This is a genomic window from Streptosporangium brasiliense, from assembly GCF_030811595.1.
Classification (GTDB): Bacteria; Actinomycetota; Actinomycetes; order Streptosporangiales; family Streptosporangiaceae; genus Streptosporangium; species Streptosporangium brasiliense.
The window spans coordinates 7,653,752-7,679,954 of the sequence record NZ_JAUSRB010000002.1 but is presented as its reverse complement, the minus strand read 5'-3'; the positions used below and the strand labels follow the sequence as shown (position 1 = coordinate 7,679,954).

At 71.6% G+C, this 26,203-nt stretch carries 22 protein-coding genes; 9 read left to right on the top strand and 13 right to left on the bottom strand.

Going from position 1 to position 26,203, the window contains the following annotated elements; all coding sequences use genetic code 11:
• Nucleotides 1-45: 45 nt before the first annotated feature.
• Entirely contained in the window at nt 46-852 is an 807-nt protein-coding gene (locus J2S55_RS44195; protein WP_306873852.1) for a hypothetical protein, read from the top strand.
• 215 nt (nt 853-1,067) lie between these two features.
• Here J2S55_RS44195 and J2S55_RS44190 read toward each other — a convergent pair whose 3' ends face one another.
• The 4 genes from J2S55_RS44190 to J2S55_RS44175 all read right to left on the bottom strand — a co-directional run bounded on the left by J2S55_RS44190 (nt 1,068) and on the right by J2S55_RS44175 (nt 4,943).
• Nucleotides 1,068-1,484: a hypothetical protein gene (locus J2S55_RS44190; RefSeq protein WP_306873849.1), complete on the bottom strand. Its 417-nt coding sequence runs from the start codon at nt 1,482-1,484 to the stop codon at nt 1,068-1,070.
• 36 nt (nt 1,485-1,520) lie between these two features.
• Nucleotides 1,521-1,967: a hypothetical protein gene (locus J2S55_RS44185; RefSeq protein WP_306873846.1), complete on the bottom strand. Its 447-nt coding sequence runs from the start codon at nt 1,965-1,967 to the stop codon at nt 1,521-1,523.
• Nucleotides 1,968-2,328: 361 nt separating this feature from the next.
• Nucleotides 2,329-3,474 carry an FAD-dependent monooxygenase gene (locus J2S55_RS44180; protein ID WP_306873844.1) on the bottom strand — a complete coding sequence of 382 codons (1,146 nt, stop codon included), beginning with the start codon at nt 3,472-3,474 and terminating at the stop codon, nt 2,329-2,331.
• Between the two features lie 17 nt (nt 3,475-3,491).
• Entirely contained in the window at nt 3,492-4,943 is a 1,452-nt protein-coding gene (locus tag J2S55_RS44175) for a CocE/NonD family hydrolase C-terminal non-catalytic domain-containing protein (RefSeq protein ID WP_306873841.1), read from the bottom strand.
• Between the two features lie 162 nt (nt 4,944-5,105).
• Here J2S55_RS44175 and J2S55_RS44170 point away from each other — a divergent pair, with 162 nt between their 5' ends.
• On the top strand, nt 5,106-5,564 hold the full coding sequence (locus J2S55_RS44170; RefSeq protein ID WP_306873839.1) for a GbsR/MarR family transcriptional regulator: 459 nt from the start codon (nt 5,106-5,108) through the stop codon (nt 5,562-5,564).
• Nucleotides 5,565-5,689: 125 nt separating this feature from the next.
• Here J2S55_RS44170 and J2S55_RS44165 read toward each other — a convergent pair whose 3' ends face one another.
• On the bottom strand, nt 5,690-6,901 hold the full coding sequence (locus tag J2S55_RS44165) for an ROK family transcriptional regulator (RefSeq protein WP_306873837.1): 1,212 nt from the start codon (nt 6,899-6,901) through the stop codon (nt 5,690-5,692).
• A gap of 130 nt (nt 6,902-7,031) precedes the next feature.
• Between J2S55_RS44165 and J2S55_RS44160 the strand changes: the two genes are divergently transcribed.
• From J2S55_RS44160 to J2S55_RS44140, 5 genes are read left to right on the top strand one after another with little or no spacing between them, the layout of a single operon-like run.
• A complete protein-coding gene (locus J2S55_RS44160) occupies nt 7,032-8,084 on the top strand; it encodes a sugar ABC transporter substrate-binding protein (RefSeq protein WP_306873835.1) in 1,053 nt (350 codons plus the stop codon).
• Nucleotides 8,085-8,121: 37 nt separating this feature from the next.
• On the top strand, nt 8,122-9,096 hold the full coding sequence (locus tag J2S55_RS44155) for an ABC transporter permease (protein ID WP_306873834.1): 975 nt from the start codon (nt 8,122-8,124) through the stop codon (nt 9,094-9,096).
• Nucleotides 9,097-9,104: 8 nt separating this feature from the next.
• Nucleotides 9,105-9,881, top strand: coding sequence for an ATP-binding cassette domain-containing protein (locus J2S55_RS44150; protein WP_306873831.1), 777 nt, complete (start codon nt 9,105-9,107; stop codon nt 9,879-9,881).
• 30 nt (nt 9,882-9,911) lie between these two features.
• On the top strand, nt 9,912-10,793 hold the full coding sequence (locus J2S55_RS44145) for a sugar phosphate isomerase/epimerase family protein (RefSeq protein WP_306873829.1): 882 nt from the start codon (nt 9,912-9,914) through the stop codon (nt 10,791-10,793).
• The gene (locus tag J2S55_RS44140; RefSeq protein WP_306873826.1) at nt 10,790-11,461 is read left to right on the top strand and encodes a nucleoside/nucleotide kinase family protein; all 672 of its coding nucleotides are present in this window, start codon (nt 10,790-10,792) and stop codon (nt 11,459-11,461) included. The genes J2S55_RS44145 and J2S55_RS44140 overlap by 4 nt, the downstream gene beginning before the upstream one ends.
• A 201-nt stretch (nt 11,462-11,662) precedes the next feature.
• Here J2S55_RS44140 and J2S55_RS44135 read toward each other — a convergent pair whose 3' ends face one another.
• The 4 genes from J2S55_RS44135 to J2S55_RS44120 form a co-directional block, all read right to left on the bottom strand.
• Nucleotides 11,663-12,577 carry an LLM class flavin-dependent oxidoreductase gene (locus J2S55_RS44135; RefSeq protein WP_306873823.1) on the bottom strand — a complete coding sequence of 305 codons (915 nt, stop codon included), beginning with the start codon at nt 12,575-12,577 and terminating at the stop codon, nt 11,663-11,665.
• A gap of 132 nt (nt 12,578-12,709) precedes the next feature.
• Complete coding sequence (locus J2S55_RS44130) at nt 12,710-13,702, bottom strand: aldo/keto reductase (RefSeq protein WP_306873821.1); 993 nt, start codon at nt 13,700-13,702, stop codon at nt 12,710-12,712.
• A 13-nt stretch (nt 13,703-13,715) separates the two neighbouring features.
• The gene (locus tag J2S55_RS44125; protein WP_306873818.1) at nt 13,716-14,807 is read right to left on the bottom strand and encodes an NAD(P)/FAD-dependent oxidoreductase; all 1,092 of its coding nucleotides are present in this window, start codon (nt 14,805-14,807) and stop codon (nt 13,716-13,718) included.
• A 99-nt stretch (nt 14,808-14,906) separates the two neighbouring features.
• Nucleotides 14,907-15,389, bottom strand: a complete 483-nt coding sequence (locus J2S55_RS44120; RefSeq protein WP_306873815.1) for a MarR family winged helix-turn-helix transcriptional regulator — start codon at nt 15,387-15,389, stop codon at nt 14,907-14,909.
• A 307-nt stretch (nt 15,390-15,696) separates the two neighbouring features.
• On the opposite strand from J2S55_RS44120, the gene J2S55_RS44115 reads away from it, so the two are divergent.
• On the top strand, nt 15,697-19,251 hold the full coding sequence (locus tag J2S55_RS44115) for a WD40 repeat domain-containing serine/threonine protein kinase (RefSeq protein ID WP_306873812.1): 3,555 nt from the start codon (nt 15,697-15,699) through the stop codon (nt 19,249-19,251).
• A 138-nt stretch (nt 19,252-19,389) separates the two neighbouring features.
• Here the strand turns inward: J2S55_RS44115 and J2S55_RS44110 are convergent, their stop codons facing one another.
• The 3 genes from J2S55_RS44110 to J2S55_RS44100 all read right to left on the bottom strand — a co-directional run bounded on the left by J2S55_RS44110 (nt 19,390) and on the right by J2S55_RS44100 (nt 24,064).
• Entirely contained in the window at nt 19,390-19,536 is a 147-nt protein-coding gene (locus J2S55_RS44110; protein WP_306873809.1) for a hypothetical protein, read from the bottom strand.
• A gap of 51 nt (nt 19,537-19,587) precedes the next feature.
• Entirely contained in the window at nt 19,588-20,826 is a 1,239-nt protein-coding gene (locus tag J2S55_RS44105) for a GNAT family N-acetyltransferase (RefSeq protein ID WP_306873808.1), read from the bottom strand.
• 172 nt (nt 20,827-20,998) lie between these two features.
• Nucleotides 20,999-24,064 carry an AfsR/SARP family transcriptional regulator gene (locus J2S55_RS44100; RefSeq protein WP_306873805.1) on the bottom strand — a complete coding sequence of 1,022 codons (3,066 nt, stop codon included), beginning with the start codon at nt 24,062-24,064 and terminating at the stop codon, nt 20,999-21,001.
• Between the two features lie 94 nt (nt 24,065-24,158).
• Here J2S55_RS44100 and J2S55_RS44095 point away from each other — a divergent pair, with 94 nt between their 5' ends.
• Nucleotides 24,159-25,019, top strand: coding sequence for an NAD(P)-dependent oxidoreductase (locus tag J2S55_RS44095; RefSeq protein ID WP_306873802.1), 861 nt, complete (start codon nt 24,159-24,161; stop codon nt 25,017-25,019).
• Between the two features lie 147 nt (nt 25,020-25,166).
• Here J2S55_RS44095 and J2S55_RS44090 read toward each other — a convergent pair whose 3' ends face one another.
• The gene (locus tag J2S55_RS44090) at nt 25,167-26,120 is read right to left on the bottom strand and encodes a S41 family peptidase (protein WP_306873800.1); all 954 of its coding nucleotides are present in this window, start codon (nt 26,118-26,120) and stop codon (nt 25,167-25,169) included.
• Between the last annotated feature and the right edge of the window lie 83 nt (nt 26,121-26,203).

The following is a 26,203-nucleotide window of genomic DNA, read 5'->3' as shown; positions in this document are numbered from 1 at the left end:
GTGCCCCATGGTCGGCGCATCCGCAAGTGAGGGTGGGGAACCGAAATGAGTCTGCGCCTCTATCTGGACAGCGCCCGGCAGCCCCGTATGCCGGACGGGTCGGCGGGTGAATGGGCCGATTTCTTCGACGGGGCGATGGAGCTGGAGGCCAAGAACTGGCCGCCGCTGCTGTGGTGGGCGATGTTCAGCCCCGGAGACCTCGTGGATGCGAGGATCGCCGACACCGAGGACGCCGGTACCGATGAGCACGCGGAGTTGCTGAGCGAGTGGGGCGAGGCCACCTACCCGTACCTGGTGGTCGACCAGCGGACGGCGCTGTCGCGACTGCACGCCCGGCGGCAGGGACTGACCGGTCGGCTCGGCGCGCAGTTCTCGCCCCTCTACGATGAGTTCGTTGCGCTCATCGACGCCCGGTTCGGCCCCTACGTGCTGCTGCGGACCGAGGCGTTGGCCGATGGCGGTGAAGGCGGCATCCGCCCGCTGTTCGAGGAGACCCTGGCCGACCTGGAGCGCCTCGACGTCGGTCGTTCCACAGCGGCCGGCGGGCGAGTGGACGGACTGATCTCGGATTTTCAGCGGTGGAAGCACACGGATCCGGTCTGGATACTGTCAGGTGCTGGCGACGGATGGCCGAGCGTCGCGCTGCGGGAGCGCTACGCCGTCACTGCGGTCAGGCGGTCATCCAGCCGGAGTGCCGAGCGGTCCGCCGTTGTGGGCTGGGTGGGGGGCGTTCTCGTCGTGGTCTGCAGCATCGGTGCGTACTGGCTCACCGGGAGTGTCTGGCCGATCGTCGTCGCGTTCGGCGTGGTCCTGGCCGTGCTGGTGGCAGGTTCCGTCCGGCGGCGGGGGTGAGTGGGCAGGCCGGTACGACGGGTCAGGTGACCAGCACGTGATCACCGCACGACCTTGATCCACATCTGGAACACGCCTTGGTAGTGCTCTGTCAGGTCAGCCTGTTGTGGCTGGTCGGGTCGGTCGGGTGGTGGTCCGATGCGGGCGTGACCCCCGAACAGCTCGCTCATGTTCGCCGGCGACCGGAAAGGTGTTTCGCACGTCCTCCCGGCGCGCTACTCCTCCGCTGAGGGTTGATCCATCGGGCGCGGCTCACTCACCGCGCTACTTGTTCTGCGCAGATGCACGCCATCGGCCCAGATCCAGGTCCGCACGGTCCGCCCGTCGTCATCGGCCCGACTCACCCACGCCTCAGCCACCCCCGGAAGCTGGGACTGCACCACCGCCCAGTCCGACGCCTGCGCCCACGTGGAATTGAGTACCCCGCCGATACCCTCCGTGCCGTCCACCATGGTGGTACCGACCGCATACATCACCGATGCCTCAGGCGAGATCATCCCCATGGGCCGCTGCCCCAGGTAAGCACCGCTGTATGCCTTCTCGTCACTGGTCGACCACCCAGCCCGCAGCATGAGGCCCAGCAGACCAGCCAGTAACGCGATGGCAGTCGCCAAAATCCCTACCGTGCTCATGACACCTCCGAGAGTCGTGTTACCGCTTGCCGGCTGCTACTTACGCGCCCGCAACCTGCCCTGCCAGTTCCATGGCAACGCCGTCTTGCTCGTCTGCCTGCCCCCGGCCCAGGTCCACGCCGTGGTCATCCGGGTCGCCGGGTCGTCATAGGTCACCCACGCCTCCCGGACGTCCGGCCGCGCGGAGATCTCCTCCGCCCACGCGCGCACCTGTGGCCAGGGCAGCGCCCATTCCTGCGCATCGCTTCCCCGCCCGTCCGTACTGACCGTGCTGACCAGATAGGTACGCACCGGCCACGGCGCGCCGTTCTCGCGTGTCTCGTGGCTCGCCCCGCTGTCCGGTAGGACCAGGGCCTCTTTGCGCTTCAGCGCCCGCCGTGCCAGATCCAGCCGGACCAGCCAGCCCACCAGCAGCACCGCCAGAGCCGCCCCCAGCAGCAGCATCCACAACTCCAACGGCACCACGACCCGAACGAAACCCATGAACCCTCCAGCCTGTTGACCTGCCGCGTGGGCCGCCGGCCTCAACCTCTTCGAGGCCCTTCGGGTGCTCCGCATTGACGCCGGCCGCCCACGCTCCCGGACCCACTTTCCCGCCGACAACCAAAGTGCCTTTGGCCCGTTTCTCAGCGCGCGAAATCTCCACTGACCGCTGATCTGCCGGGCGCGGCATCCGGCGATTGGCCGTATCCCGTTACCTCGCGGATCTGCTTACCGTCCTGCCATGTCCATGTGGTCACACCCCACCAGGCGTTACAGCGGATCACATACACCTCTCCATGCGATCTTCCAGTTGCCAGGAACGTGACACCTGGCCGCCCGCCCGGCCAGGTGTCACAGGACCTCAGCCTTTGATGAAGCGGCGGGTCATGTACCGGCGCACAGGTGGCAGGGAGGCCAGCCGCAGCGGGAGCAGGCTCAGCCACAGCAGCACGGGGTTGGCCGGGGCGTAGACGCCTTTGACCCGGCGGCCGAGCTTCTGTTTGCGTTCGGCTTCGGGGCGGATGGCGGCCTCCCACGCGGCCAGCGCGGCGGGGATGTCGCCGGGGTGGGCGGCCAGTTCGGTGCCGAGCCGGTCGGCGCCGCCAACGGCCAGCGCTGAGCCGTACCCGGCGAACAGGGTGACGCACCAGGCGGCGTCGCCCAGCAGCACCACCCGGCCGCTGCTCCAGTGCGGCGCGACGACCTGGCTGATGGTGTCGAAGTAGACCGAGTCGGCCCGCGCCAGCCCGGCGAGGGCTTCGGGGATGACCCAGCCGAGGTCGCCGTAGACGCGTTCCAGCTGGGTGGTGACGTCCTCGCCGGGGCGGGCGTGGTCGGCGCGGTAGCCGAAGAAGGCGACGTTGCGGCCGTCGCCGACGCTGATGACCGCCGCGGTACGGCCGCGCGATGACAGGGTGCCGGTCGCGCCGGGCTCGATGGTCGCGGGCCGGTGGTCGAGCATGTAGACGGCGACCTTGTGCTCCAGGTCGAGCAGGAAGTCCTCCTCCGGGCCGAACAGCAGGGCGCGGGTGGCCGAGTGCAGGCCGTCGGCGCCGATCAGCAGGTCGGCCTCCTCGATGGTGCCGTTGCTCAGGGTGACGCGGACGGCGTGCTCGTCCTGGCCGATGGCGGTGAGGGTGGCGCCGAAGCGGATCTCGGTGTGGTCGCGGACCTTCTCGTACAGGACGGCTTCGAGGTCGCCGCGCAGGATGGTGATCGAGCGCGGCCCGGTGGTGGCGGCGATGGTGGCGCGGTCGAGCGAGAAGCGGCGCGAGCCGTCGCTCCTGTGGTAGACGAGCTCCTGGGTGTCGAAGGCTTTGGCTCGCAGGTCGGGCAGGATGCCCATGCGTTCGGCGGCGTCGTAGCCGATGCCGCCGAAGGTGACCGCGTAGCCGCCGCCGCGGCGGGCGGGCGCGCGTTCGACGATGAGGCTGTCCCAGCCGATCTGGTGCAGGCGCAGGGCGGTGGCCAGGCCGGCGATGCCGGCTCCGATGATGATGGCGCGCATGAAAGTCGTCGAGTTCCTTAGTGGGAGAGCTGGTCGAGCAGCCGCTGTTCCGCGGCGGCATCCAGCCAGGTGTCGGGGGAGGGCGCGTCCGTGCGGGGCGCCGGGTCGCCTTCGGCCTGCAGCCAGGCCCAGGTGTCGGCGAGGGTCTCACGCAGCGGGCGCGTGGTGAGCCCTTCGGCCAGGGCGGCGCTGACGTCGGCGTCGTGCATGCCGCTCGGCGCGCTGCCGTCGGGCATGCGTAGCCCGAGCTCCATGCCGAGCGGCAGGCCGTGCCGTAGCAGCAGCTCCGGCTGGGCCCACACCAGTTCGGTGTCGAAGCCGGTGACGTCCAGCGCCGTGGTGAGCAGGTCGCCGAGGGTGATCGCGCCCGGCGGCCCGGTCACGGTGAAGGCGCCGCTCAGGCCGCGTTCAGCGGAGGAAAGCATCCAGGCGGCCAGGTCCCGGACGTCCAGGTACTGCAGGGGCGTCTCGGCCGGTGCGGGGGCCAGGACCCGGCCGCCCTTCTCCAGACGGCGCAGCCACCACGGGATGCGGCCGACGTCCTCATACGGGCCCAGGATCATCCCGGCTCTGGCCAGCAGCGCCGCTCCGGGGAAGGATTCCAGGACGGCGAGTTCGCCGCCGCGCTTGGCCGCGGCGTAGTCGGCGTCGTCCGTGCTGCCGGGGTCGCCGTCGACCAGGGGCGCCTGCTCGTCGGCGCCCGCAGGCCAGGGCCAGCGGTGCACGCCTCGACTGGAGACGTATCCGTAGTGCCCGGCCCGGCCGGACAGCAGGCGGGCGGCCTCGCGCACCACCCGCGGCGCCCAGGCCCAGGTGTCGACGACCGCGTCCCATTCCTGGCCGCCCAGCGCCCGGCGGACAGCCTCGGGGTCGGTGCGGTCGGCGATCAGCGCCCGTACCCCGGGCGCGGGGTCGCGGCTGAGGCCGCGGTTGAGCGTGCTCACCTCATCGCCGCGCTCCAGCGCGGCCTCGACGATCGCGCGGCCCACATGGTGGGTGCCGCCGAGAACAAGTACTTTCACGATGCTCCTGGAGTAAGAGGAAACCAGAGGGCTGACGGATGCTGGTGGTCGTGGAAGATCTCGTGCTGCGAGCCGGACGATGCCGTCGCACACGTTGACCGATCGGCAGCGCGCGTCCACCGCGCACACCCGGGCGAAGTAGTCGACGTTCGGGTTGGCCGAGCGCGCGTGCAACCGCACGCGGACCGGGCCCACAGCCTCGACGTCTTCGACCGGAGGCGCGGTGGTGAAGGTGAGCATGTCGGCTCTGGCCTCGATGGCGCGGTTGTCCTTCGCCCCCGCCGAAAGGCCCACCTGCGTGCCACCGACCGTGGGGGTGGGGTCGGTGGGGTCGGTGGGGTCGTAGCGGTAGCGGCTGGGATCTCTACGTTCCGCCGGGCGCGCACCCGGTGACGAAGGGCGGGGCGCACGCCGTACAAACGGCTGAGCAGGGTCATGGCCGGTCAACTTCCTGTCGAGGCTGATGAGATGTCACATCGCCGACCAGGCTTCCCGGCACACCATCGAACCTCTCGCGAGAGGTTCGATGCCAGCAATATACCGACTTTTCAGAAATTTCTGAAGTGTCATGGTGTTCGGTATCCTGTTTCTCCTCAAGGAGGCGAACACATGGACGACCGGCATGAGCAGTGGCAGGCGGCGGAACGGCTGGCCCTGACGTTGATCGAGGGCGGGCTCCAGCGCATGGCCGCGCGCACCCTGGCGGTCTTCCTGTTCACCGACCAGGACAGCGTCACCGCCGGCGAGATCGCGACGCGGCTGGAGGCCAGCGCAGGCTCGGTCTCGGGCGCGATCAAATCCCTGCTGACGGTCGGGCTGATCGAACGCCTGCCATCGCCCGGCAGCCGACGCGAGCACTACCGGCTCCGTGACGACGCCTGGGCCACCCTGTTCACCAGCCAGAACACCGTCATCCAGGCCATGCTCCAGGCTGCGGCCGCCGGGATCGCCGCCACTGATGAGGACGATCCCGCCCGTCAGCGCCTGACCCAGATGCACGCCTTCTACGGATTCCTGCTTGGTGAGCTCCCCGCCCTGCTGCACCGCTGGCACCAGCAGACCGGCTGACCCCAGCCCGAGACGCGAGAAGCGGCAGCCGCGCTCAGCCTGCGGCGAGGAATTCGCGGATCCTCAGGGCGATGCGGGGGTGGTCAGGACCGGACCAGATCATGTGGCCTGTCTGTCCGGAAGCACTACTGGGCCATGGCGCGGTCGATGAGCTCCTGGACCCGTTCGGGGGAGTAGAGCCCGTCCACCAGGAGTTGCGCGAGCCCGAGAACGCCCGTGCGCGGGTCCAGATCGCTGCGGACGATCTGCAGGTTGCGGGTCGCCAGCGGGAGGGACCGCCGGTAGACGATCTCCCGGATGCCGGCGAAGAGGAGTTCGTCGGTGTGGGCGAGCTGGCCGCAGATCGCGATGACGCGGGGGTTGAACAGGTTGACCGTGTCCGCGAGGGCGCCTCCGAGGATGCGGGCGGCCCGGCGGGCGAGCCGTACCGCGACGGGGTCGCCGCCGCGGATCAGCCGCACGGCGTCGTCGACGGTGGTGACCTCACGGCCCGCCGCCCGCAGGTCGCGTACCAGAGCCCAGCCGCCGGCGTAGGACTCCAGGCAGCCGGAGTTGCCGCAGCGGCAGACGGGCGGTTCGGCCACTCCCTCGGCCATGACCTGGATGTGGCCGATGTCTCCTGCCGCGCCGTCGGCGCCGCGGTGCACCCGCCCGTCGGCGATGAGGCCGGTGCCCACCCCGGTGCCGATCTTGACCATGAGGAGGTGCGGGACGTCGGGATGGCGCAGGCGCTGCTCGCCGTACGCCATGGCGTTGACGTCCTTGTCGACCAGGACGGGGCAGTCGTACTGGGGTCTGAACCATCCGGGGATGTCGAAACCATGCCAGCCGGTCATGATCGGTGGGCTGACCACGCGTCCCGTGGCGAAGTCGACGGGGCCGGGAACGTCGAGCCCGACGCCGAGCACCGCGTCGGGGGTCTGTCCGGCGTCGTGGAGGATCTCCGTGAAGAGCTTCTCGACGATCCTGAGGACGGTCTCGGGGCCCGCGGTGACGTCGGCCCACGTCGCCCGCTCGATCCGCACCCTCCCGCCCAGGTCGCAGAGCGCGGTCCGCAGCGCGGTGGCACCGATGTCGGCGACGAGCAGGACGCCGCGGTCGCGGTTGACAACGAACTGGCCCGCGGGCCTGCCGCGGGTCTTGGCCTCTCCCGGGCCCGGGATCACCAGCCCGGCGGTCAGGAGGCCCTCGAGCCGTTGGTTGACCGTGGTGCGGGAGAGGCCGGTAAGACGCACCACGTCGGACTTGGTGAGGCCGTCGGGGACGTCCCGGAACAGGCTGAGGATCTCGCCGCTGCTCGCTCCCATCCTCGGCGTGGCGAGGGGTGTGGTGCGCATAGCCCCACTGTAGCTATGCCGGTAACTAGGCGTAAGTCAAGAATCTTTCGACCAGATAAGTCGAAAGACAGGTTTTTGGACGTCAGAAGAGAGGTTACGTTTCGGACATCTACGCCGAAAGGGGCATCCGATGTACGTCAACGCCAGACGCCGTCGCGTGGCGGCAGCCGGCGCGCTCGCCGCCGTCGGCGCCCTCGTGCTGGGGGCCTACGGCTCCGGCCTGCCCGCCGGCTCGGCCGCCGCGACCGGAGAACGGGCCGCCGCGGCTCCCCGGATCGCCGCAGTGATCAAGGGCCTGGACAACCCGTTCTTCCAGACGATGAAACAGGGCATCGACGATCAGGCCCGCGCGGCCCGGGCCACCGTCACGGTCCAGGCCGCCAACTCCATCACCGACACGACCGGCCAGGCGGACAAGCTGAACAGCCTCAGCGGCCAGGACTTCTCCTGCTACGTGGTCAACCCGATCTCGGGCACGAACCTCATCCAGGGGCTCGCCAGGCTGTCCGCGATGAACAAGGCCATCGTCAACATCGACAGCCCGGTCGACCCCCAGGCCGCCAAGAGCGCCGAGGTCAAGCTCGCCACCTACATCGGCACCGACAACACCGAGGCCGGCAAGATGGCCGGGCAGCGGATGACCCAGCTCCTGCCCTCCGGCGGCAAGGTCGCGTCCGTCGGCGGCATCGCGGGCGACGTGACCAGCGGCGCCAGGCTCGGAGGCTTCCAGCAGGGGATCGGCCCCAACCTGAAGATCGTGCAGACGGTCGCCGCCAACTGGGACCGCCAGACCGCGCTGACCGCCGCGACCGACGTGATGCAGGCGCAGCCCGACCTGGCCGGCTTCTTCGTCGCCAACGACGACATGGGGCTGGGCGTGGCACGTGCCGTGGCCAACGCCGGCAAGGCCGGCAAGGTGAAGGTCATCAGCGTGGACGGCATCAAGGACGCCCTGGAGGCGGTCAAGGCGGGCACCCTGGACGGCACCGTCGCCCAGTACCCGTATGTGATCGGCGTGATGGGCATCGAGGCGTGCCAGGCTGCGACGAGCGGCAAAACGCTGCCCTCCCATGTGAAGGCCCCGGTCGAAGTCGTCACCAAGGACAACGCCGACAAGGCCTTGGCGGCCACGCCGAAGCCGTTCGGCGCCTACAGCGACCCGATCAAGAACCTCATCAAGTAGCCGCGGACACCGTCCCGCGGAACGAGGGGTGACACGCATGGCAAACACCACACTGACGGCCGGCGAAGGGCAGGCCTGGCCCGCGCGGCTGAAGGACGCGAGCTTCTGGGCCGAATGGGCGGCCCTCGTCGGGCTGATCGTGCTCGTGATCGTCTTCCAGGCGCTGAACCCCACGTTCCTGAGCATGGGCAACATCTCCTCGATGCTGGTCGCCGCCGCGATCCTGATCATCCTCGCGGTGGGGCAGACCTTCGTGATCGCCACCGCGGGCATCGACCTGTCGATCGCCTCGGTGATGACCCTGGGCGCGGTCGTGTTCGGCCAGGCGTACGCGGCCGGCCTCGGCCTGGCGCCGGCGTGCCTGCTGGCGGTGCTCGGCGCCGGGGCGGCCGGCGCGCTCAACGGGCTGATCATCGCCTGGGGCAGGATCGCCGACTTCATCGTGACCCTCGGGATGCTGTCGGCCGCCTCGGGACTCGCCCTGATCCTGTCCGACGGGAAACCCGTGACGATCATCGATCCGAAGTTGCTGAAGCTGTCCACCGGAGGCGTCGGGATCTTCGGCTGGTCGTTCGTCATCGCGGTGGTGGTCGCGGTGGCGGCGCACGTGGCGCTGTTCCACACCCGCTTCGGCACCCACCTGTTCGCCACCGGAGGGGCGCCGGAGTCCGCGACGGCCATGGGCATCAGCACCAGGCGCATCAAGCTCGCCGTCTACCTGATCAGCGGCCTGCTCGCCGGTCTGAGCGCGATCCTGCTGGTCGCCAGGATCGGCGCGGCCGAACCCGCCGCCAACACCGCCTTCCTGCTCAACTCCGTGGCCGCGGTGGTCCTCGGCGGGGTCAGCCTCTTCGGCGGGCGGGGAACCGTCATCGGCCCGTTCTTCGGCGCGCTGCTGCTGGTCGCGCTGGTCAACGGGCTCACCCTGCTCGGCGTGTCGCAGTTCTACCAGCCCTTGGCCGTCGGCATCGTCGTGGTGCTGGCCGCACTCCTCATGAGGTTCCAGCAATGACCGGACAGATGACTCAGCGGCCGACGCCCGGCACGCCCACCGGCGAGGTGCTCCTGGACTGCCGGAACGTCTCCCTGGCCTTCGGCAGTGTCCAGGCGCTCATCGACGTCTCGCTCACGCTGCGCCCCGGCGAGATCACCGCCCTCGTCGGCGACAACGGAGCCGGCAAGTCCACGCTGGTGCGCTGCATCTCCGGGGTCCACCGGCCCGACAGCGGGCACATCTACTTCGACGGCGCGGAGATCGCCTTCCACTCACCCGAGGACGCCCGCGAGGCCGGGATCGAGACCGTCCACCAGAACCTCGCGCTCGTCGAGGACCTCACCGTGTGGCAGAACCTCTTCCTCAACCGCGAGATCGTCCGCAGGCTGGGTCCCCTCGCCTTCCTCAACCGGCGCGCCATGCAGGCCCGCTCCCGCGAGATGGTCTCGACACTGGCGGTCAACGTGCCCGCGGTGGGATCCCGCGTCCGGCGGCTCTCCGGCGGCCAGCGCCAGGCGGTCGCCATCTGCCGAGCCACCGGCTTCAGCTCCAAGCTCGTCATCATGGACGAGCCCACCGCGGCGCTCGGCGTCCAGGAGACGGCCCGCGTCGAGGAACTCATCGTCAGACTGCGCGACGAGGGGCACGCCGTGCTCATCATCAGCCACAACTTCGCGCAGGTCATGCGGCTCAGCCACCAGGTGTGGGTGATGCGTGCGGGCCGCTGCGTGGGCGGGCGCCGCACCGCGGAGACCACCGGCGAGGAGATCGTCGCCCTCGTCACCGGCGCCCTCGCCACCTGACCACGTCACGAGACCTAAGGAAGTCCTCCGATGCCCACTGACACCGCGACCAACCCGATCGGCGTGCACGCGCTGGTATGGGTCGGCGACACCAGCCCCCGCTCGGTGGCCTACGCCGTCGAGAAGACGGAGGCCACCGGCTTCGACCTGCTGGAGATCTCCCTGCACGACTCGGGGAACCTCGACGTGGCCGCCGCGCGTGAGGCCCTGCGGTCGGCGGGCCTGGGCGTCGCCTGCTCCCGCGGCCTCGCCTTCGACGCCGACGTCTCCAGCGAGGACCTCGCCGTGGTGGAGCGCGGCGAGAAGCTGCTGCACGACTCCCTCGCCATCACCCGCGCGCTCGGCGGCACCCACTTCACCGGCGCGCTCTACAGCGCGCTGGGAAAGTACGGCAGGCCGCTCACCGACGCAGGACGCCGCAACGTCGTGACAGTGCTGCGCCGCCTGGCCCAGGAGGCCGCGGGCGAGAGCATGACGCTCGGGCTGGAGATCTGCAACCGCTACGAGACCAACGTCGTCAACACCGCGCACGACGCGTTGCGCCTGGCCGAAGACATCGGAGAGGACAACGTGCTCATCCATCTCGACACGTATCACATGAACATCGAGGAGGACGATCTCGTACGGCCGGTCCACGAGGTCGGGGACCGGCTCGGCTACGTCCACGTGGGCGAGAACCACCGCGGCTACCTCGGATCGGGGCACCTCGACTTCACCGCCTTCTTCCACGCGCTCGGCGACATCGGATACAGTGGGACGATCACCTTCGAGTCCTTCTCCTCGGCGGTCGTGATGCGCGGCCTCTCCAACGACCTGGCCATCTGGCGCAACCTGTGGTCGGACGGCGAGGACCTGGCCCGCCACGCCCGCGCGTTCATCGGCAACCAACTCCACACGAGCCGCTCTCGATGACCCTCGACGACCTGGCGGACCGGGCCCGCGCGCTGGCCACGCGGCATGAACGAGTCCTGCTCGGAATCACCGGAAGCCCGGGTTCCGGCAAGTCCACGCTCGCGGAGTACCTGATGCGTCTGCTACGGCAGGCGGCACCCCGCGGCCACTCGGCGGAATGGGTGGCACACGTGCCGATGGACGGCTTCCACCTCGCCGACGTCGAGCTCGACCGGCTCGGACGGCGCGACCGTAAGGGCGCACCCGACACCTTCGACGCGGCGGGCTACGCGGCCCTGCTGCGCCGGCTGCGCGACAACGAGGACGACGTCGTCTACGCGCCCGCCTTCGAGCGCGATCTCGAACAGCCGCTCGCCGCCAGCATCCCCGTGCCCAAGGCCGCCAGGATCGTCATCACCGAGGGGAACTACCTGCTTCTCGACCAGGGCGACTGGGCACGCGTCCGGCCCTGCCTCCACGAGGTCTGGTACTGCGCCCTCGACTCCGCCGAGCGGGTGCGCCGCCTCGTCTCCCGCCATGAGAGGTTCGGCAAGGACCATGAAGCGGCCGTGGCATGGGTGATGGGGACCGACCAGCGGAACGCCGACCTGATCGCCACGACCAAGGACCGGGCGGATCTGGTGGTTCCCGACGCGATCCTGCGCTCGCTCGGCGATGACATCCCCTGACGACGACAGACCTGGACGAAAGGGGTTCACCCAGCGCAGGCGGGCTCACCCGGCGCGGGCGTGTCCCCCGTCCGGCCTGTTCAGGGCAGCACGCCGGCTCAGCCAAGAGGTGACGCCGGTCCACGGATGGCTCTGAGCAACTGCCGGCCACCCGTGTGCGGCGTCACATACATTGCGGTTCGGCGTGAGCCGGAGTGCGGTTCAGCCGTTCTCCTCCGCGATCGCTCCGCGTACGGCCGGGGCGATCTCGCCGGCCCACCGGCCGAGGAGGACGGGGTCCGGCGCGCCGTGACCGGAGGAGAAGAGCGTGAAGCCCGACGCGCCGTGCTCCAGCACGGCGCCGGTCAGTTCCTCGACCCACTGGTCGACGGAGCCGCCGATCCAACGGCCGTCGTGGTCGCGCGTGGCGGGCAGCGGCCGGTCGGTGATGCGTCCGGGGAGATTGAAGACCGTGCGGATCTCGCGTGGGTCGCGGCCTACGGCGGCCGCCGCTCCGTCGATGACCGGCCGCGACGTCCGGTATCGCTCGCTGAGCCAGTCCGCCGCGTGGCCCGGGATCCAGCCGTCGGCCACGCGGCCGGTGGCGGCCAGGGACTTCCGGCCCACCGATCCGGTCCACACGGGAGGCGCGGCCACCGGAGCCGGCTCGATCTGGTCCACCCGGTAGTGGCGGCCCTGGTAGGTGACCGGCGGACCACCCCCCGACAGCGCCTTGACCAGGACGATCGCCTCCTCGAAGGCGTCCACCGCATCGCTCGGTGACAGCCGCGGCACCCCCATGTCGGAGATCCGGTCCCACAGTCCCCCTGCACCCATGCCGAGCACGATGCGGCCGCCGGACAGCGCCGACAGCGACGTCACCGTCCGCGCCAGCATGGGAGCGGGCCGGGTCGGCAGGTTGGTGACGTTGGCGAAGCCGGAGATGCGCTGCGTACGCCCGAGGATGAACGCGAGGGAGGCGTAGGCGTCCAGGCGGTCGCCGATGTAGGGATGGTCCGACAACGAGAAGTGGTCGAGCCCGTCACGGTCGGCCTGCTGAACCATGTGCAGCAACTCCGGCGCCTGGTCGATGCCGCTGTGCGCACCGAAACCGAAGACGACTTCTTGAACAGACAATGGTCTGCCTTTCTTCTGAAGGGGTTGGTCAACCGTTCGGCCCGCTGCGTCCGCCGAAGCGTCGCGACACGGTGCCTCCGGCGACGGGCCGGACGTGACGGCCGGCGTGCGGCCGCCCGGCGCTGGGGTTGATCACCAGGCGTACGCCTCGGGGGCGGGCCTGGCCCCGTTCGGCGCGGGCGGCGGGAACAGCTCCTCCAACCTGGCCAGCGTGCCGTCATCGAGCGTGATCGCCAGCGCGCGCAGCGAGCCGTCGAGCTGCGCGGCCGTCCGCGGCCCGATGATCGGCCCGGTCACACCGTCCTGCGCGAGCAGCCACGCCAGTCCGACGTGGGCCGGGTCCTCGCCGATGTCGGCGCACAACTTCTCGTACGCCTCGATGGTCTCCCGGTGTTCGGCGAGCGTGTTGGCCGCGCGTCCCGAGCTGCCGCGGGAGGCGGCGCCCTGCTCACGCTTGCGCAGGGCGCCGCTGAGCACTCCGCCGTTCAGCGGCGACCACGGGATCACGCCCAGCCCGTAGTGCCGTGCCGCGGGCAGCACCTCCAGCTCGATCCAGCGGGTCATCAGGTTGTAGATGGACTGTTCGGTGACCAGTCCGAGGAAGTGCCGCGATCGCGCGGCCTCCTGCGCCTGCGCGATGTGCCAGCCGGCGAAGTTGGAGGAGCCGAAGTAGAGCACTTTTCCCTGCTGGCGGAGGACGGTGAACGCCTCCCAGATCTCCTCCCACGGCGTGTTCCGGTCGATGTGGTGCATCTGGTACAGGTCGATGTGGTCGGTCTGCAGCCGTCTGAGTGACGCGTCGCACGCGCGCCGGATGTGCAGCGCGGACAGCATGTTGTCGTTGGGCCAGTGGCCCATCGGGAGAGCGAGCTTGGTGGCCAGCACGGTCTTCTCGCGCCGGCCGCCGCCCGTGGCGAACCACCGGCCGATGATCTGTTCGGTGACGCCTTCGCCCAGCTTCGCGCCGTACACGTCGGCGGTGTCGAAGAAGTTGATACCGTGCCCGTGCGCCCGGTCCATGATCGTGTGACTGTCCTGTTCGGAGGTTTCCGTTCCGAAGTTCATGGTGCCGAGCACGAGCCGGGACACCGAGAGGCCGCTCCGGCCGAGGTGGGTGTATTCCATGTGTTCCAGCCCTTCAGGCGGTGCCGAACTGTTCGGTGAAGCGGCCGGTGAACAGGTCGGCGCCCTTGTACTGGGAGACCGTCTCGGCCGTGACGACGGCCGGGCCGTCGGGTGTGGGCAGTTGGCCGACGCCGCCACGCGGTCCGAGCGGGAGCAGGATCATGGGGTGGGGCAGGGGCCGGTAGGTGGCCGTGGGCCGCTCACCGTTCAGCTGGGCGGTGATGTTGCGCGCCACCACCTCGGCGTGCTGCATCGCGTATCCGGCCATCTTGGCCTCGGCCACGTCGGTGATGTCGCCGATCGCGTAGACGTGGTCGTAGCCGTGGACGTTGAGGGTCTCGGTGACGGGGACCTGTCCCTGCGGGGTGCGGGGGGTGAGGCGGCCGTCGGCGAGGTAGTCGCTGTTGACGCGCCCGCCGTAGGCGCGGAACCAGATGTCGGCGGTGATCTCCTCCCCGTCGGTGGTGGTGACGGTGAAGGTGTCCGCGTGGCCGGGCTCGACCGGCGGCGGCACGGCCAGGCCGGTGCCCAGCCGTAGCCGGACGTCCAGTCCGTCGAGCTGGCGGTACAGGTCCTGGCGCAGCTCCGGCCGGAAGTCGGCCAGGTGCTGCTCGGTCGGGTCGACGATGGTCACGTGCTTGTGCGGCCAGACCTCCTTGATCTCCCCGGCCAGTTCCAGGCCGACCGGCCCGGCGCCGAGGATCAGCACCCGCTCGGCGCCGGCCAGTTCCTTGTGGGTGCGGCGGAGGTCGTCCAGGACCTCACCGGTGGAGTCGGCGTTGGGCTTGGCCGGGTAGGTGTAGCTGGAGCCGGTGGCCAGGACCAGGTAGTCGGCCTCGACGCGCCGGCCTGAGGCCAGGATGACGCCGCCGGGGTCCACCGAGACCGCGCGGTCACGGATCACCGTGCCCCGCGTCAGCCACCTGTCGTAGGGGAAGAACATGTTGTCTCCCCAGTCGGGCTGGGTCAGCGCCCGGAGTGACCCCGCCGAGTTGATGAACGCGTCCCGGGGGTCGATGAGGATGACGTCGGCCTCGGCGTCCAGCGCCTTGGCGAGCGCCGAACCCCCGTAACCTCCGCCGACGACCGCGACCGTACGACTCATGATTTCACGCCCTTACCGACAGAAAGAGTTGCAGTTCGTGCTACGAACAATATTAGTTCGTGGCACGAACTGCAACTCCCGTCCCGAGAGCGGGCGGTCTCAGCGCCTGCGATCGGCGAGGGCTCCTCCGTCGGGCCCCAGGAAAACCGCCGGAACCTTGTTGTCCAGCACGACCCGGCCGAGCAGCCCGGCGAGCGTGTCGCGTTCGGCGGCGGCGAGCTCCGTCGTCAGCCGCTCGACGCGCCGGCAGGTCTCGACGTAGAACTCCTCCGCGAGCCCGCTGCCCCGCCGGGTGAGCGCGACCCGCACCGCACGCGAGTCCTGCGGGTCGGGTCCGCGCTCGACCAGGCCGTTGCGCTCGGTGCGGTCCACCAGGCCGGTCAGGCTCGACTTCGCCAGCCCCAGCGTCGCACCCAGCTCGCTCATCCCGTACGGCCGCGCCATCAGCACACACAGCAGCTGGCCCTGCTGCGAGGTGAGGCCGTACTCCCGGGCGGAATCGGCGTACACGGCATTCACCAGGAACGTCGACCGCACCAGCGCGGCCACGACCCCGATCTGGCCATCATCATCTTTAACCACTCGGCCATGCTACATTCAAGCGCCGCACAATTCGTGAGGCGAACTAGCCAGGGCCGGTCGCCGGCGGATCCGCCGGGGCGCGAGCACGGCGGCCGGGCCGCCCAGCAGGCGTTCGAGGCCGGAGGTGGGCGGCGACTCCAGGTCGAGCTCCGTGCCCGGCTCCGTGACCAGGTCGACCATGGCCGAGTCCAGGCGGCGGCCGTCGAGCTCGGCCGGGATGTCCTCCGGCGTATTCCGGCCGCACCCTTATTGCGGATGAAGGCATTGAGGTGGCAGCACAAACAAACAATCTTGTATATCTGATGCCATGGTTACGCCGCTCCTGCCCAGTGACCCTCGGCAGCTCGGTCCCTACTGGCTGGCCCGACGGCTCGGGGCGGGAGGTCAGGGCGTGGTCTACGAGGCGTACGACAGCCTGGGCGGCCGGGTGGCGGTCAAGGCGCTGCGCGAGGACTTCATCACCGACGCCTACCGCGACCAGCTACGCAGGGAGGTGGCGGCGCTCAGCCGGGTGGCCTCCTTCTGCACCGCGCGGATCATCGAGGCCGACCTCGACCACGTCCTGCCGTATCTGGTCAGCGAGTACGTCCCCGGGCCCGATCTGCAGAACCGCGTGGACAAGGACGGACCCTACCGCCCGGACGACCTGCACCGTCTCGCGGTCGGCATCGCCACCGCGCTGTCGTCCATCCACCAGGCCGGCGTGACGCACCGGGACCTGAAGCCGGCGAACGTCCTGATCGGTCCGGACGGTCCCCGGGTCATCGACTTCGGCATCGCGCGCACCGAGGAGATGTCCCGGAGCGCGACCGGGCAGCTGAAAGGCACCCCGCGGTGGATGGCCCCCGAGCTGTTCGGCGGCCACCGCGCCTCACCGGCCGTCGACATCTGGGCGTGGGGCGCCGTCGTCCTGTTCGCCGCCACGGGCAAGTCGCCCTTCGACGGTGACAGCATGCCTGCGCTGATCTACCAGGTCCTTCATCACCAGCCCGAGCTCGACGCGGTGCAGGAGCCGCTGCGCTCCCTGGTGGCGCGGGCGCTGTCCCGCGACCCGGCCCGGCGCCCCACATCGCGGGAGCTGCTGGAAGGCCTGATCGGCGGCCGGGGCGCGCTCGAGGAGGCCACCGCGGTCGCCGGCGCTCTTTCGGCCACGGCGCTCCCCCCGTCGCTGGCGCAGGTGGCCGAGCAGGTCTACGCCGAGCTCACCCCGCACGAGCAGGCCACCGTTCCGCGCATCCTGCTGCGGATGGTCGCCGCGGAGCCGGAGGCCCGGCACACGCTGCGCAAGGTCGCCGCCGCCGAGTTCCTGGACATCGAGACGGCCGAGCAGAGCGTCTGGCGCATCCTCGACCGGCTGGGCGAGGCGGGGCTGGTGGTCCGCGACGGCGACCTCTTCACGCTCGCCACCCCGGCGCTGGTGCGGGCCTGGCCTCGGCTGCGCGACTGGGTCGCCGACGAACGTGAGGTCCTCGACGCCCACCACGAGCTCGCCGACGCCGCGCGGCGCTGGCAGAGCCACGGACGTAAGAGCGGTGACCTGCTGCAGGGCAGCTCGCTCGACGAGGCGCTCACCCGCGTTGCGGCCGGTCGCCGGCACCTCACCCTCAACCTGGTCGAACGCTCGTTCCTCGACCGGTCGGTGCGCGCCGCGCAGCGCAGGCGGCGCTACCGTACGCTGCTGAGCGCCGTCCTGACGGTCCTGCTCGTCGTGTCCACCGTGACGGCGGCCACCGCGATCGTCCAGGGCATCGAGCTGGCGGCCACGAACGAGACCATCTCCCGGCAGCGGGACGCGGCCGTCGGCGACCGGGTGGCCAACCTCGCCACCACGATGCGGCGCCTCGATCCCGCCACCGCCAAGCAGCTCGCCGTCGCCGCCGCGACCCTGGCGCCCGACGGCCAGCCGGCCAGGAACGCGCTGGCCACGCTCTACAGCCAGTGGGAGCAGTACACCTACCGGCCGCCGGGCGTCGATGGCGACTGGCGGATGAACGGAGACGGCACCTACCGTCTGACGGCGTACGCGCGCGGCCACGAGGTGAAGCTCGCCGACGTCGACTCGCGCCGGGTGATACGGACGATCACCCTGACCGGAGAGCCGGTCGACGACCGTGCGCTCGGCCACGTCCTGTCCCTCACGGCGGACGGCAAGACCCTCTCGCTGGTCAGGAAGGACGGCACGGTCGGCATCTGGGACACGGCGACCGGCCGGCCGCGGCCGGTGTCGATCCGCATCCCCGAGCCGTACGCGGCGCTCGATCCCACGGGCACCCGCCTCCTGAGCTTCTCGGCGACGCAGGCGATCGTCTGGGACATCGGATCGGGCAAGCCCCTTCTCACGATCCCGCACCAGCTCCTGGCCGCGACCTTCACCCCGGACGGGCGGTCGCTGGTCAGCCTCCGGGGAGGGAAGTTCGAGTACTGGGACGTCGGCCGGGGCACGAAGAGGCCCCTGCCCCGGCTCGGTGCGGACTCCGAGAGGATCAACGGCATGGAGGTCAGCCCGGACGGCAGACGCCTCGGTGTGATCAAGGGCGACCGGCTGTGGGTCGTCCGCCTGGACAAGGAGGACGTGAGCCGGCGGCAGCTCCCGAAGAACGACGACAACACCGGGATCGCCTTCAGCGACGACGGCAGGTTCGTCGCGGTCGGCGGCACCGTCTGGGGCACCGAGGGCGTCCACGACCAGTCATGGGACCTGGTGGGAGAACGCGACGAGCCCGTCTTCAGGAACTCCGGCGGCTGCGCCAACCCGGTCTTCGGCCCGGGAGACCGCACCCTGCGCTGCACGGATCGCTCCACGAACACCACCACCGTCCTGTCCCTCGCTCCCATCGCGGACTCGGTCAAGCTCACCGACGCCTTCGTCGGCTCCACGGCGGTCCTCAGCGAGGACGGCTCGACCCTCGCCGTCGAATCCCGCCGTGACCTGGAGATCTGGGACCCGGTCAGGCGGGTCAAGCGGGGGGCGCTGCCGCTCAACGGTGTCAAGGGCACCAGCGAATCGCTGTTCGCGCTGTCGGCGGACGGAAAGCTCCTGGCGAGCAGCTTCCGCCGCAGCGGGAAAGTCGAGATCTGGGACGTCGCCTCGGCGACCAGGAAGACCACCCTGCAGACCGGGCACCCGATCAACGACCGGCTGCCCCTCAGGTTCTCGCCTGACGGCAGGACGCTCGCGGTGCTCACCATCCCCACCAGCCTGACCTCGCTCGAACTGTGGGACGTGGCCTCGGGGACCCTGCGGGTCAAGTCCGCCGGAGCCCAGGTGGAGCCCGGCCAGTCCGTCGGCGGCGAACCGCGTGTCCTCTTCAGCCCCGACGGACGGACCGTGATCTCCGGGCCGGACCAGGGCGTCGTCGACGTCGCCACCGGCAAGAGAGTCCTCGCCCCCAACCTCGAGCTGGACCCCGCCATGGCCCGCAGCCGGGACGGGCTCGTCGCCGTGGTCGACAGGGACAAGGTCGGGTTCTGGGACGCGCGGACCCTCCGGCACAGGTATGACGTGCTCCCCGGCGTGGAGCTGGGCAGGGCCGTCGCCTTCGCTCCCGACGGAAAAGTGCTCGCGCTGGCCGACACGACCGGCCGGATCCGCCTGTGGGACGTTCCCAACCGGCGCGCCCTCGGCCTTCCGCTCTCCGGTTTCCTGACGTCGAAGGCCGACGCGGGCCCGGACGAGATCAGGACCATGGCCTTCTCGGCCGACGGCACGGTGCTGGCGGCCGTTGACGACGACGGCCGCCTCCGCACCCACCTCGTCGCCCTCGACAAGGTCAAAAGTGCCCTCTGCCGCCTTTTCGGCCCGCTCTCCGAGGCGGACTGGAGAACCCACATCCCGGAGATTCCCTACCGCCGCACCTGCTGAGCGGCGTCGGACGCAGACCCTCCGGACGCTTGCCGCCGCGACGTCACGCTTGGAGGTCTGCCCGCGTGTCCCGGCCCGGGCCCGGCGGCGGAACAGCCGGCCCGGAACGGTCCCGACCCCTCATCGGTGCCGGCGGACTCACCCGCCGAAAGCGCCGACCAGGGCCGCTACGCGGTCGCGCCTGGCATACAGGTCCCAGAAGCTCCCGGCGGACACGTCGGGGTGGATCACCTCCGGCTCGGACCCGGGCGGCTCGGTGGACGACCTGACCGCCTGGTGCGGCACGCTGCCCTCGACCGGCGCGCCGGACCCGGCGTCAGTACGGCAGGCGGTGACTCAGTACGGCAGGTAGTAACTGAGCACGTCGGCGGTGAGCGGCGGGAACAGCGCGTGGAACAGCTCGCTGTCGGGACCGGGGTAGACATCGGGCCGGATCCGGGACAGCCCGTCGATCCCGTGCGGGCCGAACAGCAGCGCCGGCAGGTAGTCGGGCGCCACCCCGGCGCCGCCCGCGGCTCCGGGCCCCTGCATCGCGCCGCCGGCGGTGACCGCGCCCAGGCCGTCGGCACGGACCGGTATCCGGTAGTGGGCGCCGAAAGTGGAGATGACGATGTCACGGCCGGTGCGGTCGATCCCGGCCGCGACAAGGCGGCGCCACAGCACCGGCCGCAGCCGGTCCAGCAGTGCCGCCACGTCCGGGACACGGATGTAGTACTGCTCCGCCTCCGCCCGTCGCTCGCCGGGGAGGAGGTCGCTCCAGGCCGCCGCGGCCACCGTGCCGGCCCGCTCGACGGCCCGCACCTGCCCGCCGGGGACGAGGGCGGCCACGCCGCGGAGCAGGTCCAGCGCCGCCGCCCGATCGAGCGCGGCGGCCTCGGCCAGGAGCACCTCGTCGTCGTCCGGCGGTGTGGTGCGCCCGGTGGCGACGATGTCGGCGCCGCGCTCCACCACCCAGACCGTGCTCGCCTCGTGGGCCAGCAGCCATCGCCAGCGCGCCGCCGGATGCGACACGGCCACGTCGAACCGGCTCTGCGTCATGTCCTGCAGCGCGGCCATCGCCGGGATGTCCGAGGGCCGGGCGGCCCGTAGCACGGGTGTCCCGTCACCGGCCGGCGGGGTGCGCACGACTGGCGCGGGCGGGATGTCGACGGCGTACTCGTAGCCGAACAGCCGGTAGAAGTAGGGGATCCCGATCATTATCTGCAGGAGGTGACCCCGGGCGGCGGAACGGTCGTGCGCCCACCGCATCAGCGCCCGCACCAGCCCACGGCCCTCGTACTCCCGGTCCGTGGCCACCAGCTCGATCTGGCCGGCGGGGAGCCGCACGTCGGCCAGGCGCAGCTCCTCGTCGAGGAGCGTCGCGGTGGAGACGACCCGGTCGCCGTCGACCACCACGGCGCAGGCCGGCCACCCGGTGTCGGGATCCGTCACGACCAGCCGGTGGTCGAGGGCGTCGGCGGGCTCACCGCGTTCGGCCAGAAGCGCACCGATCTGGTCAAGGTCCGCCGGACGCGCCTGTCTCAGGACGAGACCGTCAGCCAGCGGGACCGGCGGGGGAGCGGCAGTCACGATCACGCTGGGGACTATTCCACCGCCCGGGCGACCCGTCCATCCATTTTCGCCGCCCGCCGCCCGCCGCTTGTCATCCGCTGCCCGCTGCCTGCCATCCGCCGCCCCCCGGCAGAGGCACGGCGGGGAAGGACGGGCGTCCGATCGAGTTCCTCGTCGCACCGCCGGCAGCGGCGGCTCAGCGAGTATCGCGGCGCCGTTCCCCCAGGGCGGCGTGGATCCTGGCGGCGATGCGGTCGACGTCGCCGCGTTCGGCCGGCGGCAGCGGGGCGCCGGCCGAGCGCCTGGCCGCGGCGGCGTCGTCCAAGAGCCTGGCGGCGTGCTCGTGGTCGCCGGCCAGGGAGTGCGCGCCGGCCAGCCCTTCCAGGGCGAGCGCGATCGCGCGGGGGTCGCCGGTGGCGCGGGCGATGGCGTGCCCCTCCGAGTGCAGGGCGAGGGCGGTGCCGGCGTCGCCGCGCTGCTCGGCGACGAAACCGAGCTCGGCCAGGGCCAGGGCGGTGCCGGGGTTGCCCTCCAGCTGCCGCATCCAGCCCAGCCACCTGCGCAGATGGGCTTCGGCGGCGTCGAGCCTGCCCTGCCGTCTGGCTCCCAGGGCGAGACCCATCTCGGCGAACTCCTCGGCCGGCCGGTTGGCCTGCTCGGCCGCCAGCCGCCGGGCGCGCTCGTGGAACTCCCGCGCGCCGTCGTGGTCGCCGGACAGCAGGGCGAGCCTGCCCAGACCGGAGAGGCGCCAGGAGACCTCGCCCCACAGCCCCAGCTCCTCGGCCATCCGCAGGCCCTCGCGGCGCAGCCGGGCGGCCTGGCCGTAGTCACCGGTGATCTCGGCGAGCACGCTGAGGCTCTCGCCCGCGCGTAGCCGGCCCCAGCGGTCGCCGAGCTCGCGGAACAGCGCCATGCTCTGCTCGCCGTGCTGTCGCAGCGCCGTGAGGTCACCTCTGGTCAGGGCCTTGGACGCCAGGGTGCTGAGCGCGGCGGCGACGCCCCAGCGGTCGCCGAGGTCGCGGAAACCGTCGAGCGCGCGGGCGGCCAGGTCCTCGACGGCGGCCGGGTCGCCGATGCCGCGCTGGACGTGGGCGAGCAGCCACTGCGCCTCGGCCAGCGCCGCCGGGTCGTCGAGGTCGTCGTGGAGTCGCAGGGCCGCGCGCCCGGCGGCGACCAGGTCGCTCCCCTCGCCCGCCAGCATCGCCAGCGCCGCCTGCCAGGTGACCGCCTTGACCCGCTCGGCCCCGGCGGGGGCCTCGGCCAGGACGGTGTCGAAGGAGCGCCGGGCCTCGGTGAGGCGGCCGCGCAGCAGCCAGTACCAGGCCAGGGCGTTGACCAGTCTCAGCGCGGTCCCGCTCGGAGCGTGCTTGAGAGCGAGGCGCAGGTTGGCGCCCTCGGCGTCGAGACGTGCCAGCCACTCTCGCTGGCCGGGCCCGCGCAGGTGCGGGGCGGCCCGTCCGGCCAGCGTGAGGTAGTAGGCGGCGTGGCGCTCGCGGACGGCGCCGAGCTCGCCCGCCTCGCCCAGGCGCTCCAGGCAGTAGGCGGCCACCGACTCCAGCAACCGGTAGCGGCCGTCGCCGGTGACCAGGACCAGGGACCGGTCGACAAGCCGGGCCAGCAGGTCGACGACGTCCAGTCCCGGGTCCGCGCAGACGGCCTCGGCGGCTTCGAGGGTGCACCCGTCGGCGTGTACGGCGAGCCGGCGCAGCACCGTCTGTTCGGGCCCGTCCGCCAGCGACCAGCTCCAGTCGATCATCGCCCGCAGGGTCCGCTGGCGCGCCGGAGCCCCCCGTCTGCCGGAGGTCAGCAGCCGGAACCGGTCGTCGAGCCGGGCGAGCAGCTCGTGGACGCCCAGCGCCCGCACCCGGGCGGCGGCCAGCTCCAGGGCCAGCGGGATCCCGTCCAGACGGCGGCAGATCAGGGCCACGGCCTCGGCGTCGTCGTCGCCGAGGGTGGAGCCGGGGGCGGCCGCGGCGGCCCGGGCGACGAACAGGTCGACGGCGTCGGAGCGCCACCCGGACACCGGCAGGGCCAGGGGCGGGACGCTCCACAGGGTCTCGCCCTGGATGTCGAGTGGTTCCTGGCTGGTGGCCAGGATGCGCAGCCCGGGCGCGCCGCGCAGGAGGCGCTCGCTCAGCGCGGCGGCCGCGTCGATGACGTGCTCGCAGTTGTCGAGGACGAGCAGCAGCCGTTTCGCCCCCAGGGCCTCGGCGAGCCGCTCGGCCGGCGGGGACGCCGGCCCCTCCTCGCGGATGCCGAGCACGGTCATGAGAGATTCGGCGGGGTCTCCGCCGGCGGCCAGTTCGGCGAGCCACACCCCGTCCGGGTAGGCGGCGGCGGCCTGGTGGGCGGCCGCGATCGCCAGCCGGGTCTTGCCGACGCCGCCGGGCCCGGTGAGCGTCACGAGCCTGTTGCCCTCCAACAGCGTGCGCACCGAGATGACGGCCCCGTCCCTGCCGATCAGCTCGGTGAGTGGCGCGGGCAGGTTCGTGCGAGGGGCGGGCCGCGCGGGCGCGGAGGTCAGGGACGGGTCCTGGCGCAGGATCGCCTGGTGGAGGGCGGCGAGCTCGGGGCCGGGGTCGAGACCCAGCTCCTCGGCCAGCCGCGAGCGGAACTCGGTGTAGCCGGCCAGCGCGTCGGCCTGCCGCCCCGCCCGGTAGAGGGCGAGAAGGTGGGCCGCGCGCAGCCGTTCGCGCAGTGGGTGGCGGGCCACCAGATCCCCGAGCTCGCCGATGAGCATCCCGTGCTCACCCAGCGCCAGCCGCGCCTCCGCCTGCTCCTCCAGAGCGGCCAGCCGCGACTCCTCCAGCCGCTGGACGGCCGCCCTGACGAACTCCTCGTCGCCGAAGTCGGCGTAGGCGGGCCCGCGCCACAGGCCGAGCGCGTCGGCCAGCAGCCGGACCCTGGTGTGCGGGTCGTCGTGGTCGCGGGCCTGTCCGGTCAGGGCGGTGAAGCGTCCGACGTCGTCGGGCACGGCGCGCAGCAGGTAGCCGGCCGGGCCGGACACCACCAGGTCGCGGCCGCCCGGCTCGGCCGACTCGAGCGCCCTGCGCAGGTGCCACACCTTGTTCTGCAGGGCGGCCGCCGGGTTGGCGGGCAGCTCGCGCCCCCACAGGTCCTCGGCCAGCCGGTCGGCGGACACCGGCCGCCCGCCGTGGATGAGCAGGTCGGCCAGGAGCGCGCGCACCTTCGTCTCGGGGACGGTGACCGGCTCGCCTCCGGTGGTCTCCACCAACAGTGGACCGAGCACCCCGAAACGCATGCCGATCACGCTAACGCACCCGTGCGAGAGCCCGTCGAGAGGGGGACGAGAGCGGCCTCGGGCAACGTGGAGCCCATCGAGATGGGAGTAGGACATGGACAACAAGACACCCGTCACCGTCGTCGGGCTGGGGCTGATGGGACAGGCGCTGGCCGCGGCGTTCCTGGCGGCGGGACACCCGACGACCGTGTGGAACCGTACGGCGGGCAAGGCCGACGACCTGGTCGCCAGGGGAGCGGTGCGCGCGGCGACGGTGGCCGAGGCGGTCGCGGCGAGCCCGCTGACCGTCGTGTGCGTGGTGACCTATGAGGCGGTGGACGACGTCCTCGACGCGGCGGGCGGCGGCCTGGCGGGCCGGGTGCTGGTCAACCTCACCAACGGCACGCCCGGACAGGCCCGCCGGACCGGTGCGCGCGTCGCCGGGCTGGGCGCGGACTACGTCGACGGCGGGATCATGGCGGTGCCACAGATGATCGCCGGCCCCGGGGCGCTGATCCTCTACAGCGGCGCGCGGGCCGCCTTCGAGACCCACCGGCAGGCGCTGGAGGTCCTGGGCGAGGCCAGATATCTGGACGGCGACCCCGGCACCGCCCCGCTCTACGATCTGGCGCTGCTGACCGCGATGTACGGCATGTTCGGCGGTTTTTACCAGTCGCTGGCCATGGTCAGGGCGGCGGGGATCAAGGCGGAGGAGTTCACGCCGATGGTGACGGCCTGGCTGGCGGCCATGGCCGCGAGCATGCCCGCGGCCGCGGCGGAGGTCGACGCGGGGGAGTACGCCACCAAGGTGTCCAACCTGGCCATGAACCAGGCGGCCTTCCCCAACTTCATCGACGCCAACAGGGCGCTGGGACTCAGCCCCGACCTGTTGCTGCCCATCAAGGCGCTGATCGACAGGGCGGTGGCCGAGGGACACGGCGGTGACGGCCTCGCCCGGCTGGTGGAACTGATCTAGCGCCGCCTCCCTCGGGGGGAGCGGGCGGACCGGCGGCTCGGCCGCCCGAGGACCGCCCGAGGACCGCCCGCGCCGGCCGGTCGCGGGCGGCGGTCCCCGCCCGCGCCGGCCGGCGCCGGCGGGTCCGGCGTCACCCGGTCCGGAGCCTCAAAGGGCGGCGAGGGCCTGGCGGGCCTCGGCGGCCACCGCGCGGCGGGCACCGTTCTCGCCCAGCGTGAGGACGTGCCGCAGCGCCAGGCCGTAGGCCCGGCCGAACGCCTCCTCGGCCGTCACCTCGATGTCCGGCGCCACGCCGACGCCCTCCCAGTTGTCGCCCCTGACCGGGTTGACGGCGCGGCCCGAGGGGACGGCCGACTTCAGGTGCGGACCGACACGGTAGCGGGTGCCGGGGTTGGCGCCGCCCCTGGTGCGCTCGCCGATGATCACGGCGCGGTCGCGGGTCTGCAGGTCGTAGGTGAACTCCTCGGCTGCGGAGAACGTCAGCGAGCTGGTCAGGACGTAGACCGGCCGGTCGGGGCCGAAGCGCGGGCCGGGGACGTAGGGCAGGGTCCAGGACTGCTCGGTGCCGCCGGTCTCGCGCCGGTAGATGGAGTTGAGGTGGGTGAGCTCGTCGGAGCCGAAGAGGTAGCTGCAGATCAGCGCCACCATGCCGGGGGAGCCGCCCCGGTTGCGGCGCACGTCGAACACGAGCGCGTCGGCGTCGGCCACCAGCGTCATCGCCGCCACCGCCCTGTCGCCGGCCACTTCGGGCCAGTGGAACGCCGTCGTGTCGATGTAGCCGATGTTCCCGGGCAGCCGCTCCACGCGGGCGAAGCCGTACCCGGACAGCGAGACCTCCGCCCGGTACAGGGCGGCGTCGAACGGGTCGTCGACCGGCACCTCGTCGATGCTGTGGATCAGCCGCAGGTGCTTGTCGCCGTTGACCGACTGGAGGTCCTCGGTCACGGCCGCGGCGAAGGCCTCATCCTCCGAGATCCCGGCGTAGGCGCCCGCGGCCAGCCGCTTCCGCAGGATGTCCGCGATCTCCACCCCGATCTCGGGGAAAACGTAGTGTTCGACCAGCTGTGCGCAGAGTGCTGCGATCTGTGGTGACCAGTCCATGGTCACGGACTCTAGTGTTCCGGCGACATCTTCGGATCTTCCGGACGGCCAGATCTTCCGGGCGGGCAGTAGGCGGGCTGGTC

Coding starts and splice junctions, on each gene's coding strand:
- J2S55_RS44095 (WP_306873802.1), top strand. CDS start 24,159: ATGGACAACAAGACACCCGTCACCGTCGTCGGGCTGGGGCTGATGGGA.
- J2S55_RS44090 (WP_306873800.1), bottom strand. CDS start 26,120: ATGGACTGGTCACCACAGATCGCAGCACTCTGCGCACAGCTGGTCGAA.
- J2S55_RS44160 (WP_306873835.1), top strand. CDS start 7,032: ATGTACGTCAACGCCAGACGCCGTCGCGTGGCGGCAGCCGGCGCGCTC.
- J2S55_RS44145 (WP_306873829.1), top strand. CDS start 9,912: ATGCCCACTGACACCGCGACCAACCCGATCGGCGTGCACGCGCTGGTA.
- J2S55_RS44140 (WP_306873826.1), top strand. CDS start 10,790: ATGACCCTCGACGACCTGGCGGACCGGGCCCGCGCGCTGGCCACGCGG.
- J2S55_RS44150 (WP_306873831.1), top strand. CDS start 9,105: ATGACTCAGCGGCCGACGCCCGGCACGCCCACCGGCGAGGTGCTCCTG.
- J2S55_RS44100 (WP_306873805.1), bottom strand. CDS start 24,064: ATGCGTTTCGGGGTGCTCGGTCCACTGTTGGTGGAGACCACCGGAGGC.
- J2S55_RS44180 (WP_306873844.1), bottom strand. CDS start 3,474: ATGCGCGCCATCATCATCGGAGCCGGCATCGCCGGCCTGGCCACCGCC.
- J2S55_RS44170 (WP_306873839.1), top strand. CDS start 5,106: ATGGACGACCGGCATGAGCAGTGGCAGGCGGCGGAACGGCTGGCCCTG.
- J2S55_RS44115 (WP_306873812.1), top strand. CDS start 15,697: ATGGTTACGCCGCTCCTGCCCAGTGACCCTCGGCAGCTCGGTCCCTAC.
- J2S55_RS44185 (WP_306873846.1), bottom strand. CDS start 1,967: ATGGGTTTCGTTCGGGTCGTGGTGCCGTTGGAGTTGTGGATGCTGCTG.
- J2S55_RS44165 (WP_306873837.1), bottom strand. CDS start 6,901: ATGCGCACCACACCCCTCGCCACGCCGAGGATGGGAGCGAGCAGCGGC.
- J2S55_RS44130 (WP_306873821.1), bottom strand. CDS start 13,702: ATGGAATACACCCACCTCGGCCGGAGCGGCCTCTCGGTGTCCCGGCTC.
- J2S55_RS44155 (WP_306873834.1), top strand. CDS start 8,122: ATGGCAAACACCACACTGACGGCCGGCGAAGGGCAGGCCTGGCCCGCG.
- J2S55_RS44190 (WP_306873849.1), bottom strand. CDS start 1,484: ATGAGCACGGTAGGGATTTTGGCGACTGCCATCGCGTTACTGGCTGGT.
- J2S55_RS44125 (WP_306873818.1), bottom strand. CDS start 14,807: ATGAGTCGTACGGTCGCGGTCGTCGGCGGAGGTTACGGGGGTTCGGCG.
- J2S55_RS44195 (WP_306873852.1), top strand. CDS start 46: ATGAGTCTGCGCCTCTATCTGGACAGCGCCCGGCAGCCCCGTATGCCG.